This is a genomic window from Thalassospira sp. A40-3, assembly GCF_015871485.1.
Classification (GTDB): domain Bacteria; phylum Pseudomonadota; class Alphaproteobacteria; order Rhodospirillales; family Thalassospiraceae; genus Thalassospira; species Thalassospira tepidiphila.
On record NZ_CP065428.1, the window covers coordinates 1,180,394 to 1,195,086 of the forward strand.

12 protein-coding genes are annotated in these 14,693 nt (G+C 54.7%); 5 read left to right on the forward strand and 7 right to left on the reverse strand.

What is annotated here, in order from left to right; translation table 11 throughout:
* Positions 1–43 precede the first annotated feature (43 nt).
* The 7 genes from IT893_RS05310 to glpD all read right to left on the reverse strand — a co-directional run bounded on the left by IT893_RS05310 (position 44) and on the right by glpD (position 7,682).
* Complete coding sequence (locus IT893_RS05310) at positions 44–1,792, reverse strand: ABC transporter substrate-binding protein (protein ID WP_197147656.1); 1,749 nt, start codon at positions 1,790–1,792, stop codon at positions 44–46.
* A 137-nt stretch (positions 1,793–1,929) separates the two neighbouring features.
* Positions 1,930–2,202, reverse strand: coding sequence for a DUF2160 domain-containing protein (locus tag IT893_RS05315; protein ID WP_063087963.1), 273 nt, complete (start codon positions 2,200–2,202; stop codon positions 1,930–1,932).
* Positions 2,203–2,226: 24 nt separating this feature from the next.
* A complete protein-coding gene (locus IT893_RS05320) occupies positions 2,227–3,030 on the reverse strand; it encodes a carbohydrate ABC transporter permease (RefSeq protein WP_008890110.1) in 804 nt (267 codons plus the stop codon).
* Position 3,031: 1 nt separating this feature from the next.
* Positions 3,032–3,904 (reverse strand): carbohydrate ABC transporter permease, encoded by an 873-nt coding sequence (locus IT893_RS05325; protein ID WP_197147091.1) that lies wholly within the window; start codon positions 3,902–3,904, stop codon positions 3,032–3,034.
* A 14-nt stretch (positions 3,905–3,918) separates the two neighbouring features.
* Entirely contained in the window at positions 3,919–5,013 is a 1,095-nt protein-coding gene (locus IT893_RS05330; RefSeq protein WP_064788364.1) for an ABC transporter ATP-binding protein, read from the reverse strand.
* Between the two features lie 15 nt (positions 5,014–5,028).
* Positions 5,029–6,129 (reverse strand): ABC transporter ATP-binding protein, encoded by a 1,101-nt coding sequence (locus tag IT893_RS05335; RefSeq protein ID WP_008890107.1) that lies wholly within the window; start codon positions 6,127–6,129, stop codon positions 5,029–5,031.
* The gene (gene glpD / locus IT893_RS05340; RefSeq protein WP_064782497.1) at positions 6,126–7,682 is read right to left on the reverse strand and encodes a glycerol-3-phosphate dehydrogenase; all 1,557 of its coding nucleotides are present in this window, start codon (positions 7,680–7,682) and stop codon (positions 6,126–6,128) included. Before glpD ends, IT893_RS05335 begins: the two co-directional genes overlap by 4 nt.
* Positions 7,683–8,129: 447 nt before the next feature.
* On the opposite strand from glpD, the gene IT893_RS05345 reads away from it, so the two are divergent.
* The 5 genes from IT893_RS05345 (at position 8,130) to IT893_RS05365 (ending at position 14,645) form a co-directional block, all read left to right on the forward strand.
* Positions 8,130–8,648, forward strand: a complete 519-nt coding sequence (locus IT893_RS05345) for an RNA polymerase sigma factor (RefSeq protein ID WP_197147092.1) — start codon at positions 8,130–8,132, stop codon at positions 8,646–8,648.
* 100 nt (positions 8,649–8,748) lie between these two features.
* Positions 8,749–9,714, forward strand: a complete 966-nt coding sequence (locus IT893_RS05350; protein WP_197147093.1) for a FecR domain-containing protein — start codon at positions 8,749–8,751, stop codon at positions 9,712–9,714.
* A 120-nt stretch (positions 9,715–9,834) separates the two neighbouring features.
* Positions 9,835–12,288: a TonB-dependent siderophore receptor gene (locus IT893_RS05355; RefSeq protein ID WP_197147094.1), complete on the forward strand. Its 2,454-nt coding sequence runs from the start codon at positions 9,835–9,837 to the stop codon at positions 12,286–12,288.
* A gap of 1 nt (position 12,289) precedes the next feature.
* Positions 12,290–13,513, forward strand: coding sequence for an MFS transporter (locus IT893_RS05360; RefSeq protein ID WP_197147095.1), 1,224 nt, complete (start codon positions 12,290–12,292; stop codon positions 13,511–13,513).
* A gap of 7 nt (positions 13,514–13,520) precedes the next feature.
* Positions 13,521–14,645, forward strand: a complete 1,125-nt coding sequence (locus IT893_RS05365; protein ID WP_197147096.1) for an ABC transporter substrate-binding protein — start codon at positions 13,521–13,523, stop codon at positions 14,643–14,645.
* The last annotated feature ends 48 nt before the right edge of the window (positions 14,646–14,693 follow it).

Below are 14,693 nucleotides of genomic sequence, written 5' to 3' on the forward strand. Positions count from 1 at the left end.
GGTGAAAAAATCACCCCCGACACCCCCAGTAGTGTAGCCCGAATTACTGGGCTGCACGCCATTCCGCGATCAGATCGTCATATTTGACGGTCTCACCCTGCGGTTTTTCGTTGGCAAGTTTCGGTTTCGGTGCGCCCGGCTGGTCGAACCAGTACTGGGCATCACGTTCTTCGTTCAGCTTCGGTGCGCATTCACCACCGATGCCTGCACGCTCAAGACGCTCCATCACACGGTCCATGGAAGTCGCAAGGTTGTCCATGGCTTCCTGCGGGGTCCGTTCGCCGGTTACAGCTTCGGCAACGTTCTGCCACCAGAGCTGCGCCAGTTTCGGATAATCCGGAACGTTGGTACCGGTCGGCGACCACTGAACACGGGCCGGCGAACGATAGAACTCGACCAGACCACCCCAGTTCGGAGCGATATCGGTCATTTCCTGGGTATCCAGGTCAGACTGACGGATCGGTGTCAGACCAGTCAGGGTCTTTTTCAGCGATACGGTTTTCGAGGTGGTGAACTGTGCATAGAGCCATGCAGCTTTGCGGCGCTCAACCGGGGTGGACTTCATCAGAGTCCAGGAACCCACATCCTGATAACCAAGCTTCATGCCTTCTTCCCAGTACGGGCCGTGCGGCGACGGGGCCATACGCCATTTCGGCGTGCCGTCTTCGTTCACAACCGGAGTACCTTTTTTCGCCATGTCGGCGGTAAAGGCGGTGTACCAGAAGATCTGCTGTGCGATCTGGCCCTGTGCCGGAACCGGACCAGCTTCACCAAAGGTCATGCCGGCTGCTTCTGGCGGGGCATAAGCCTTGAGCCAGTCGATATATTTGGTCAGGGCATAAACCGCTGCCGGGCCGTTTGCGGCACCGCCACGGGTCACGCTTGAGCCAGCAGGCGAGCAACCTTCAACACGGATACCCCATTCGTCGACCGGAAGGCCGTTCGGGATGCCCTTGTCGCCAGCGCCAGCCATGGAAAGCCACGCATCGGTGAAGCGCCAACCCAGTGACGGGTCTTTTTTGCCGTAATCCATGTGGCCATAGACTTTCTGGCCATCGATCTCACCAACGTCATTGGTGAAGAATTCGGCGATGTCCTGATAAGCCGACCAGTTGACCGGAACGCCCAGGTCATAGCCGTACTTGTCCTTGAACTGCTTTTGCAGGTCTTCACGCTGGAACCAGTCATAACGGAACCAGTAAAGGTTCGCGAACTGCTGGTCAGGAAGCTGATAAAGCTTGCCATCCGGACCGGTGGTGAAGGACAGACCGATGAAGTCGTCCAGATCCAGGGTCGGAGAGGTAACGTCCGAACCTTCGCCCGCCATCCAGTCGGTCAGCGGCACAACCGCGTCATAACGCGCGTGGGTCCCGATCAGGTCCGAGTCATTGATGAAGGCGTCATAGATGTTGCGGTTCGACTGCATTTGGGTCTGCAGTTTTTCGATGACATCGCCTTCGCCGATCAGGTCATGGGTCAGGTTGATCCCGGTGATTTCCGAGAAGGCCTTTGCCAGGACCTTGGACTCATATTCGTGCGTGGTGATGGTTTCAGACACCACGTTGATGTCCATGCCGCGGAACGGTTCAGCTGCTTTGATGAACCATTCCAGTTCGGCCATCTGGGCGTCTTTGCTCAGGCTCGACGGCTGGAACTCGCTGTCGATCCATTTTTTCGCCGCGTCGGTATATTGATCTGCCATGGCCGGGTTCGCCAGCACAGCAAGACCAAGGGCGACTGCAACGGCGCTGCCTTTAACAACGCTTTTGGCACCTTTGGCTTTAACGATCATGTCGTTTTCTCCCTGGTCGTCTTCCTTATTGCTCATCCGGTAAACCCGGTCATCGACGCTGGGGGAAGACGGACAGCCCACCGTGATGAATTCGTTCGAAAACGGCACCGCTGCAGGACGCGGTACCGTTTTGGTTGTTAACCCCAGCGCATCACAATGACGAGCCAGACAAGTGCGATGATGGAACCGATCCAAAGGGCGGCATCGGTAAATGCCAGCCAGCCAAGATGGATATAGGCGGCTCCAAGCAAACTGATAAACAGGCGATCACCGCGTGTGGTGGTCAGTGGCAAAAAGCCACGCCGCGGAACGGTCGGTGAAACCGCCTGCCAAATTCCCATCCCGATCAGCATCAAAAAGATGCAACCAAAGAACGCGGCGGTAATCGGGGTCCAGGCCATCCATGCCATTTTGATATTCCTCCTGTTTTCCGATTACACGCGACCCATCGCGAAACCTTTGGCGATGTAGTTGCGAACGAACCAGATCACCAAGGCGCCCGGGACGATTGTTAAAACACCCGCAGCCGCCAGAACGCCCCAATCAAGGCCCGATGCCGAAACGGTACGGGTCATGGTGGCGGCAATCGGCTTGGCCTCGACCGAGGTCAGTGTGCGCGCCAGCAGCAGTTCAACCCAGCTGAACATAAAGCAGAAGAACGCGGTCACACCGATGCCGGACCTGATCAGCGGCAAGAAGATCGTGGCAAAGAACCGCGGGAACGAATAACCGTCGATATAGGCGGTTTCATCGATTTCCTTTGGAATGCCCGACATGAAACCTTCAAGGATCCAGACGGCCAGCGGCACGTTAAACAGGCAGTGTGCGAGTGCCACAGCGATATGGGTGTCAAACAGGCCGACACTTGAATAAAGCTGGAAGAACGGTAACAGGAACACGGCCGGCGGTGCCATACGGTTGGTCAGAAGCCAGAAGAACAGATGCTTGTCGCCGGTAAAGTTGAACCGCGAAAAGGCATAAGCCGCGGGCAGGGCGACCACGAGCGAGATCACCACGTTGATACCGACATAGATCATCGAGTTGATATAACCCGTGTACCATGCCGGATCGGTCAGGATGGTTGCGTAGTTGGCCAATGTCGGATTGTCCGGGAACAGGGTCATTGCGCCCAGGATTTCCGTATTGGTCTTGATTGACATGTTGAACAGCCAATAGATCGGAACCAACAGGAACAGGATATAAAGAAGAAGTCCGATATGTCGTTTCTGGAACTGCATTTTATTGTTCCCCCTGCTTTCCGGCGTTCATCACGACGGTATAGAAAACCCAGCAAACCAACAGAATGATCAGGAAGTAGACCAGCGAGAAGGCCGCAGCAGGACCAAGGTCAAACTGACCGACTGCCATCCGGGTCAGGAACTGGCTGAGGAAGGTGGTTGCGTTACCCGGACCGCCACCTGTGAGGACGAACGGTTCGGTATAGATCATGAAGCTGTCCATAAAGCGCAGCAGGACACCGATCACGAGAACCGACTGCATCTTCGGCAACTGAATGAAGCGGAACACGGCCCAGCGCGATGCACCGTCAATCTTGGCCGCCTGATAATAGGCATCCGGGATTGACCGCAAGCCAGCATAGCACAGCAGCACAATCAGGCTTGTCCAGTGCCAGACATCCATGACAAGCACCGTGATCCACGCGTCCATCGGGTTCTGGGCATAGTTGTAATCAATGCCCATCAGATTGATGACATAGCCACCCAGACCAATGTCTGCACGGCCAAAGATCTGCCAGATGGTGCCAACCACGTTCCATGGAATAAGCAGCGGCAAGGCAAGCAGCACCATCGATGCCGAAACGCCCCAGCCCTTGCGCGGCAGGGTCAGTGCAACCGCAATGCCCAGCGGAATTTCGATGAATAGAACCGAAAGGGTGTAGATGATCTGACGCAGCAGCGCATCATGCAGGCGACTGTCGCCCAGAACCTGTTCAAACCATTCGGTACCGACAAAGAAACGCGTCTGCGGATCGAAAATGTCCTGAACCGAATAGTTCACAACCGTCATCAGCGGAATGATCGCGCTGATGGCGACGATAAAGAACACTGGCAGGACGAGGAACCAGGCCTTGTTGTTGGTAATCTTGTTCATTTCCCCATCCCCCCTTACGCGACCAACTGACTGTCGGCGTAAAGCTTGGTCCATTCCGGCGCAAAGCGCAGAATGCCGGACTGGCCGACAACCTGTTCGTCTTCGCCGAGCTTGACCTTGATTTCAGATGCGCCGAACCGGGTGGTCGCGATCTTGAACTGGCCAAGGTCTTCGACCTTGGTGATGTTAACTTCGATCCCGTCTGATCCCTTGTCGGCGTTGCCGGTTTCAAGGGTCAGGAATTCGGGACGAATGCCGAGTTCAAGCTTGCCGGTCTGTTTGGAAACGGCTTCAAGGTGACGGTCCGAAAGACCGATCCGCTGACCATCAACCCAGGCCGCACCATCATCGATCTTGCAATCCATAATGTTCATGCCGGGGCTTCCGATGAAGTAACCGACAAAGGTATGGGCCGGATTTTCAAACAGTTCCTGCGGGGTGCCCAGCTGCACGACCTTGCCGCCATACATGACGACAACCTTGTCGGCAAAAGTCAGAGCTTCGACCTGATCATGGGTGACATACACCATGGTCGGGCGCAGCTTGTTGTGAATTTCTTTAAGCTTGCGGCGCAGAACCCATTTCAGATGCGGGTCAATCACCGTCAGCGGTTCGTCAAACAGAATGGCCGAAACATCGTCACGCACCAGACCACGCCCCAGCGAGATCGTCTGTTTTTCATCCGCACCAAGGCCGCGCGCCTTTTGCTTGAGCTTGCCGGTCAGATCCAGCATGCCGGCAATTTCACGCACACGGGCATCAACGCGCTTTTCATCAATGCCGCGATTGCGCAGCGGGAAGGCCAGGTTGTCATAGACCGTCATGGTGTCATAGATCACCGGGAACTGGAAAACCTGTGCGATGTTGCGCTCTTCCGGGGCAAGGCTTGTGACATCCTTGCCATCAAACAGGACCTGCCCATGTGACGGGGTCAGAAGGCCGGAGATGATGTTCAGCAAAGTCGTCTTGCCGCAACCCGACGGGCCCAACAGGGCATAAGCACCGCCATCTTCCCAGACATGCTCCATGCGACGCAGGGCATAGTCCTCGTCCGTTTTCGGATCGGGGAAGTAGGAATGCGCAAGGCTTTTAAGATCAATACGTGCCATTTTCTTACTCTTCCCTCACGCCGCTTTGCCGTTTGAAATTTCGACCGGCGGGGCGGCCACGAGCGCACCATTCGCATCAAAGGCAAACAGGCGTGTCGGATCGACATAGAACTGGGTTGCTTCGCCAAGGCGCGGATTGTGAACGCCTTCTTCCTGGATCACCCAGGACACATCATTGAAATGGACGTGGACAAAGGTTTCCGAACCGGTGATTTCGGCCAGTTCGACCTGTCCCTGCATCGCGATCGTGTCATCCCCGGTCGGATCAACCGACAGGTGGTTGGCGCGAATGCCAAGGGTGTAATCGCCATTGGACAGGTTCGCCAGATGCCCTTTCAGCGGCACCTGATGGCCGCTTTTCATAAAGATCGCGCCATCGCGGACTTCGGCTTCAACAAGGTTGATCGGCGGATCGGAAAAGATCAGGCCGGTCTTGACCGAGGCCGGGTTGTGATAAACCTCGGTCGTCGGACCAAACTGGGTCATCCGGCCTTCATGCATCACCGCGCACTTGCCACCCAGCAACAATGCTTCCATCGGCTCGGTCGTGGCATAGACGACAATGGTGTCGCGCTCGGCCAAAAGGTTGGGGATCTCTTCGCGCAGTTCTTCGCGCAGCTTGTAATCCAGGTTGACCAGCGGTTCGTCAAGCAGCAGCAACTTGCAATCCTTGACCATGGCGCGTGCCATGGCGGTACGTTGCTGCTGACCACCGGAAAGTTCCTGTGGCAGGCGATCAAGCAGATGTTCGATATGCATGAGTTCGGCTGTCGAACGCACACGCTTTTCGATTTCTGCCTTATCAACGCCCTGCAATTTCAGGGGGGATGCGATGTTGTCAAACACGTTCATCGACGGATAGTTGATGAATTGCTGATAGACCATGGCGACATTGCGTTTCTGCACGGCCATGCCGGTTACATCAGCATTATCAACAAGGATGCGGCCCTTGGTCGGCGGCTCAAGCCCCGCCATAATCCGCATCAGCGTCGTCTTCCCGGCAAGTGTCCGCCCCAAAAGGACGTTGAACGATCCCGGTTCGAGCGTCATCGACACATCGTCGATATGGGTCTCCCCACCCACGGTCTTGGTTATGTTTTCAAGCGTAAGGGTCATTTTCCACTGTTTCCTTCGCCCGCTTTCACGGTGTTTTTTGATGTCGGTTCGGTTTTGAACCATTGGACAATGGCATTACGCGTCTCATCCGAAAGGTGCAGCCCCAGTTTGGAGCGGCGCCACAAAATATCATCGGCCGTTCTGGCCCATTCGTGATCCACCAGATAGCGCAATTCGCACTCGTATACGTCGTCACCGAAGTGCTTTCCAAGCCCTTTCAGATCGCTGGCATCGCCAATGATCATATTGGTGAGTGTGCCGTAGTTTTGCACGTAACGGTATAGCTGTGCTTGTGCAATCCAGGGAAACTTCTTGTGCATCGCAGTAAGATAGCGTTCGAAATCCGCATCGGGGATATCGCCGCCCGGAAGCGGTTTGTCCGCGGTCCATCTTGTATCGTTGCTGCCAAGTAGCGGGCAAAGCTTGCTCATCGCTGATTCCGCAAGCTTGCGATAGGTGGTGATCTTGCCGCCATAGATGTTTAGAAGCGGCGCACCATTATCGGCATTTTCGCCCCGGTCAATTTCCAGAACATAATCGCGGGTTACCTGGGATGCGTCTTCGCTGCCATCGCCATACAGCGGACGGACACCGGAATAGGCCCAGACAACGTCATCGGTGGTGATTTTCTTTTCGAAGTAGGTATTGGCAAGTTCGCAAAGATATTTGGTTTCATCTGCGCTGATCGCGACCTTGGCCGGATCGCCTTTGTAATCACGATCGGTCGTGCCGATCAGGGTAAAGTCCTGCTCATAGGGGATGGCAAAAACAATCCGCCCGTCCGGATTCTGGAAGATATAGCAATAGTCATGGTCAAACAGTTTTGGCACCACGATGTGGCTGCCCTGAACCATACGAATGCCTTGTTTCTTCTTGGCCTCAACCCGTTTTTCAAGAAGCTCGGCACACCAGGGACCTGCGGCATTGACCAGTGATTTGGCCTGAATGGTTTTTTCCGACCCGTCGTCGATATTGCGCAGTGTCACGGTCCAAAGGCCATTTTCGCGTTTGGCCGATACACATTCGGTGCGGGTTTCGATATCGGCCCCGCGATCACGAGCATCCATGGCGTTCAGCACCACAAGGCGCGCATCCTGAACCCAGCAATCGGAATAGACAAATGCCTTGTCCATTCCCTTGACCAATGGCGCACCGGCCGGGTGGGTGGCAAGCTTGATGCCCTCGGACCCGGGAAGTTTTTCACGACCGCCAAGATGGTCATACAAAAACAGGCCAAGCCGGATCATCCATGCCGGGCGCAGACCCTTGACGTGGGGCAGGACAAAGCGAAGCGGCCAGATGATGTGCGGGGCGGCACGCAAAAGAACTTCGCGCTCAATCAGCGCTTCACGCACAAGGCGGAATTCATAATGTTCAAGATACCGCAGGCCACCATGGATCAGCTTTGTGCTGGCCGACGAGGTCGCGCTGGCAAGGTCATCCTTTTCACACAGATAGACGCTTAGCCCACGACCTGACGCGTCACGCGCAATGCCCGTGCCATTGATCCCACCACCAATAATGGCGATGTCATATGTTTTTGGAGTGAGCAACCGATTCCTCCCCAATTGCTCTTATTTGTGACAGCTGTTCTCAACTGCCATTCTATTCTTTCACAAACGTTACGAACGCCCCAAAATAATTGCAAGCGAAAATTATGGCTGTTTGGAATTTTCATTAACGAAACTGAATTTCTGAAATGTAACAGATTGTAATCATTGGAGGATTGAACAATTCCCTTGTTGGGCAGCAGGCAAATCTTTGTTTCTTTCGTTTGCAATCAGGGCGGAAAATCCATTGGAATCGGTTGAAACTGAAAAAATAAGCGATGAAAGCCGCCAAATATGCGGGGCTGAATATCAAAACTCTTTTGCGATTGAAAATGATTATCATTGTTGTTAGCTTGCGCTTCCGGGTTGCCGTGTGATCGGAAATCGCATTGTGGCCCGACGCGACAATTCGCGACAAAGCGTGACCAAGCGACAGCAGATGATCCAAATATGAAGCCCTGGCAGAACACGCTCTCAAAACTGTTTGAGGACCACCGTCGGCAACTGGTCTCGATGGCCAATCGTCGTATCGGTGACCGTGAGACGGCGGATGAAATTGTTCAGGACGTCTATGCCAGACTGTTGCTTTCGGGGGATCACGGCACGGACGAAGAAAACGTCAAGGTTCTTTATGCGTCTGTGCGCAATGCCGTGATTGATCATCATCGCAGCACAGCGGGGCGCACAGGGCTCATGCGCCGGATCTTGCCCGTTCAGCTATGGCAGAGAGAAACATCATCCCCGCACGATCATGCCCAGTCGCGTCAGGCCCTCTCGGCACTGGATCGGGCCTTGCTGGAACTGTCCCCCAAAGCGCGCGAGATGTTTGTTTTGCATCGGGTCGAAGGGGTTTCAAACGCAAAACTGGCGCAGAAATACGGAATATCTGTCAGCGCAGTGGAAAAGCAACTTGCACGCACCATGCGCCATTGCCAGCAACGCCTTGAAGCCTATCGGGATACAGATTGAAAAGTTTGAGCCAAACGGCATGAGGATATTTTGTTCTCAGCCGTTTATTCGTTATAGAAATCGCATAACAGCCAGTACCGTGTGGACCGATAACAGATCAATGCAAGGCGACGTTAAACTGACCGAGGCGCAAAAGGACGAAGCAGCCCTTTGGCACGTAAAGCGTGCAGGTGGGGCGCTGACGGCCTCGCAGGAGCAAGAATTTGATGCTTGGCTCAATGCCGACACAGGCAACCGCCTTGCCTATGATCAGATGCGTGTTCTTTGGGCGCAGGTCGAAGAGCCAGCCCGCCGCATTGCAGTCAGAGACGCCGGGCAGGTGCCAGTTTGGCAAAGGATGCTTGACTGGTTCTCTCCGCTACGGACTGTGACGTCATGTGCGGCGGCGGTGGCGGTATTGGCGATGGTTGCCTTTCTTAACCCCGATGCCCTGGAAAATCTTCAGGCCGATATTGTTACCGATGCCGCGACGGTAACCGAGATGCGGTTGCCGGATGGATCCGCGGTTTTTCTTGCCGCCAACAGCGCAATTGCCACCGACTTTGAAGACGGGAACCGGGATGTCGAACTTTTGCGTGGTCAGGCATTTTTTGACGTCATGCATCGCGATGGCGACAGCTTCCGGGTTCGGGCCGGTATGGCAACAGTCGAAGTGGTTGGGACGCGCTTCAATGTTGATTACCTGACGCACGACACAACGGTCGGCGTCGAAGAGGGCGCTGTCCGGGTGTCGACCTGGGCCGATACAAGCAGTGTCATGCTCGGACCGGGGGATGCAGTGGCCGTCGGGGCTGGCGGGCTAAACGCCAAGGAGGCCGTCGATATTGCATCCGTGCAAAGTTGGATGCATGGGCGTCTGAGTGTTCAGAACGTGCGTCTGGATGATCTGGTTGCGCGTCTTGATAACTTCGCACCGGGCCGTCTGATGGTTTTAGGTGAGATCGGAAACAAAACCGTTTCGGGCAGTTTTCCGACCAATGATGTTGCCAGGTCCCTTGACACGCTTGCCGTTGCGGTGGGGGGATCGGTGATCAAAACATCACCTTGGTTAACCATTATTTATTAAGATTGCGAAAAATTCGCAAAAAAGTGCTTCCTCATGTGAGGAGTTTATTTTCCCGCTCGTTTGTTTTTCTAGGTGCAGGGGGACCTGCCTGAAAAACCAATCTCAGAATGGAGCGGGAATTTGTATTCCAAGCAGGCAAAATCAAAAAAGAATATCCTGATCTCGGCATTGTTGATGACATCCTCAATCGGTCTGCCGACCGCTTTGATGGCGGCGGAAACCAACACTCAAACCGTGCCGGGCAAACAGGTCGAAGTCGCGCAAGCACTTTACAGCTTTGATCTTAGCGTCAGGTCAATCGCCGAGGGTATCAGCCAGATTGGCGATGTTTCCGGCTGGAGTATCGCCTATACTATCGAACTGCCCGAAATTTCCGGAACGCGCGAAATCCGTGGCGATTTTTCTGTCCCGGCGGCAATCGAAATGCTTATTCGCGGCACGGATTTGTCCTATCGCGCGATTGGCAGCCGTTCACTGATCATTACCGACACAAGCACGCAGGATAGCGCCAGCGGCGAAATGGTCACCGATCCGGTGATTGTCGAGGCCACCGGCACGCAATCCGATCTTGCCCCGGCCTATGCTGGCGGGCAGGTGGCAACCGGCGGACGACTGGGCATGCTCGGCAATACCGACATCATGGATGCTCCGGTCAGTATTACGAGCTACACCAGCGACTATATCGCCGATCAGCAGGCGGAAACCATCGCGGATGTTCTGCAAAATGACCCGTCTGTGCGTGCGCCGAATGCCGAAACGGCCAACCTCGATACCTATCAGATCCGTGGTTTTGGCGTGAACCTGTTTAATACCGGCGAAGTTTCGTTCAACGGTGCCTATGGGGTGGCACCGACCTATCGTGTGATGTCCGGTTTGGCAGAGCGGATCGAAGTCGTCAAAGGTCCCAATGCGTTGCTAAACGGTATGTCGCCCACCGGCGCGGTTGGCGGGGCGATCAATATCGTGCCAAAGCGGGCCGGTGAAAAGGATCTGACACGCACAAGCGTTGATTACGGTCGCGGTGAACAAGCCAGCGGTGATATTGATTTCAGCCGCCGTTTCGGGGCGGATGACGAATTTGGCGTTCGCTTTAACGGTGGTTATCACAATGGCGACACGTATCTGGATCGTCAGACACGTGAAGCATCCCTTGGTGCGCTGGCCCTTGATTACCAAGGGGATCGCTTCCGGGCATCGCTTGATCTGATTGATCAGCGTGAAAACCTCGATGCGCCTGCACGTGAACTGCGTTTCAATTCCGGCTTTGCCATTCCCGACGCGCCCGATGGTTCCACCAACCTCATTCAGGATTGGGAATGGTCGGATGCAGTTGATCGTTCCGGCATGATTCAGGCGGAATATGACCTGTTTGATGACGTTACGGTCTTTGGCAGCTTTGGCGGCGGGCGCACCGAACTTGATCGTCTGTTTGGCACGCCGACAGTTCAGAATGCGGCTGGCGATTACATCGACAGTGGTCTTTCCTATCGCCGTTTCCAGACGGATCGATGGTCTGCCAGCACAGGCGTGCGGGGCGAGTTTGAAACCGGTGAGGTCAAGCACAAGCTCTCGCTTCAGGCGACACGTTACGAAGACGAGCTACGTCAGGGCATCAGCAATGCCGGATCAAACCCGTCGGCCAACATTTACACCACGGCTGCGGTCGCGCCGATTGCCGTCAGTGCCCCGGCCAGCAAGCCCAAAACATCTGCATCGGAACTAACCGGCTTTGCATTGGCCGATACGCTGGCCTTCCTTGATGAAACGGTTCTCGTTACCCTTGGGGCGCGGCATCAAAGCATTGCTGTTGATAACTACAGCAGCGGTGTTGTTAGCAGCTCCTATGACGACAGCGAAATCAGTCCGATGGCAGGCATCGTTGTTAAGCCGACTGAAACTGTGTCGGTTTACGCCAACTATATCGAGGGCCTCAATCAGGGAGATATTGCACCCAGCAGTGCCGCTAACGCGGGCGAAGCGATGGCACCTTATGTCGCCAAACAGATTGAAACAGGCATCAAACTTGATTTCGGGAATATTGGCGGTTCCATCTCTGCCTTCCAGATCACGCAGCCGGACGGTGATACCGATGACGGCACCAATATCTTTACTGCCGATAACGAACAGCGAAACCGTGGTATTGAGCTCAATGTTTTTGGTCAGGTGACGGATGATATTCGGTTGCTTGGTGGTGTGATGTTCCTTGAGTCGGAAATTACCGAAGCCGTCAACGCAGATAACTTGGGCAAGCGGCCGGTTGGAACGCCTGAAATGCAGATCAATCTTGTTGGCGAATGGGACACCCCGTTTGTCGATGGTCTGACACTAAGCAGTACGGTCACACACACATCGTCGCAATTTGTCGATACCGCCAATACTCAAGACATTCCGGAATGGACGACGCTTGATATCGGTGCGCGTTACAAGACTGAACTTTACGACACCCCCGTAACCATTCGGGCGACGGTTCAGAACGTCACCGATGAAAGTTACTATTCGGGTGTGAACCAGTGGCGCTTCGTCTCGTTGGGCGCTCCGCGTACAGCACTGTTGTCGCTAACCGCGGACTTCTGATGTGACCGGAAACCTGATCGGGACAAACAGGAAAATCCATCTCCTGTTTGTTCTGCAACTGGTTTCGATGGGTGCCATGGAAATGAGCGGGCCTTTTTGGCCCGTTCATCTGCGTTCACTTGCCAGTTCGGATGATCTGTTCACACTCGCCGGTGTCGGCGTTTATGTCGGGCCGATGCTGGGTATCATGTTGACCAGCACGTTTTGGGGACGGGTCGGGGATCGGTTCGGCCACAAGGCGATGATGATACGCGCCCTGTTTGGCTTGGCCGCGACCCAGCTTGCATTGGCCTTTTCTGGTGACGTTTTTTCGATCCTGATCTTGCGGTTCTTGCAAGGGGCCTGTGCTGGTTATATCGCGCCGGCCCAGGCGTACGGGGTCAGTGTCGAAAGCCCGGCACGGCGGGCAAAGCTGTTTGCCTATTTGCAGGTATCGACCAATCTCGGTTCGCTGTGCGGGGCGTTGGTTGGTGGTGTGATCCTTGATCTTGCCAGCTTCTTTTGGATCAACTTTTCGGCGGCCATACTGTGTGCACTCTGCATGATTTCGGTTTGGGTGTTACTTCCGACTGTCGCCACTCCGGTGCGGCCTAAGACAGGTGACAGACCGGATACCAAGCCGAGCATCGTGCGATCGCCACAGGTAATTTCCTTGCTGACGATCATCGGCGTTCTGTTGCTTGGCCGAATGGTAACGCAATCGCCGTTTCCGATTTATGTCCTGCACACTTTTGATGTCGGCAACTGGGTTGTAGGGCTGTGTTACGGCCTTTTGGCGATGGGCTTTGTGACAACCGCGTCGCTTTGGGCGCGTTATTTCGAAGGGCGTTCCGCGCCCGGCGTTTTGGGCCGGCTGTGTCTGGTCATTGCCGGATGCATTGTCGTGACCGTAACGGCCGGGCTGACCGGGTCGGTCATTGTTTTTGCCGCGATGTATTTCCTGTGGGGAATGCTTTTGGGCGCGACCACGCCGGTTCTGACCGCACTGGTGTCACGCAGCGCGTCTGATCATCAGCAGGGATATTTGCTGGGACTGGCGCAAAGCACGGCCCAGTTTTCATCGATTGCCGGGATCGCAATTGGCGGCTGGTTCGCGCAAGTTTCCGGGCTTTCAAACATCTATTTTCTCGTCGGTTTTGTCTATTTCGTCGGCTTGGTGCTGACCGCTGTGACGCGGGTTGGTGTCGGTCGTACGACAAACCCGACTGAGCTATCAGGGGAGTAAAACGAGGATGCGTAAACTTTCACAGATGCTTGTGTTTATGGTTTTGGTTCTGATTGGGCCGATGCCAGCACAGGCCGAAACCATCACGGTAACCGATATCGCCGGGCGCGAAGTTGCGGTCAATGTCCCGATAAAACGTGCCATCCTTGGCGAAGGCCGTCAGCTTTACATCATTGCCGCCCTTGATCGCGAAAATCCGGCGGCGCGCATTGTCGGTTGGCGCAAGGACCTGATCGAAGCCGATCCGGCAACCTATCAGGCCTATCTTGCGAAGTTCCCGGAATTTGCCGATATCCCGGCCTTTGAGGGGCTGGAACAAAGCCTGATTGATATCGAAACCACGATTGCGCAAAAGCCTGATATCGTTTTCCTCAATCTTGAAACCAAGCGCGCGGTGGAAGAAGCCGCCTATATCGAAAAGCTTGGAGCCCTTGATATTCCGGTGGTCTATGTCGATTTTCGCAACCGCCCGGAAATCAATACCGAACCGTCCATACGTTTGTTCGGAAAACTGTTTGGCAAGGAAGACCGTGCCGAGGAATTTATCGCGTTCCGTGCTGGCGAAATCGCAAAAATCACTGATCGTCTGGCAAGTGTGAAACCGGAACGTCCAAAGGTATTCATCGACCGCGCCGCCGGGTTTTACGAGGATTGCTGCCATTCATTTGGTGATGGCAATTTCGGTGCGATGGTTGAAATGGCCGGTGGCGACAATATTGCCAAGGATCTGATCCCGGGCACCTTCGGGCAGATCAATGCCGAACAGGTCATTGTTTCTGATCCGGACCACATCATCGTCACCAGCGCGATGTGGAATGTTTATGTGCCGGGGGGCAAATGGGTTCCGGTTGGTCCGGGTGCCGACCAGGACGAGATTGTTGAAAAGTTGAAATTCTATCCGACCCGACCGGCCTATCTCGGGATCAAGGCGAAAAAGACCAACGCATTTCATGCGGTCTGGCATCAGTTTTACAACAGCCCCTATCAGTTCGTCGCCATTCAGCAGATGGCCAAATGGTTTCACCCCGATCTGTTTGCAGATATCGATCCTGATGAAACCTTCAAACAGCTTCATGACCGGTTTCTGCCGATTGATTATCAGCCGGGCTATTTCGGGACGCTGTCGAACTAGGTGTGTTTTTACGCATAACACAATAACGCGACGACTGATCATGGCGGG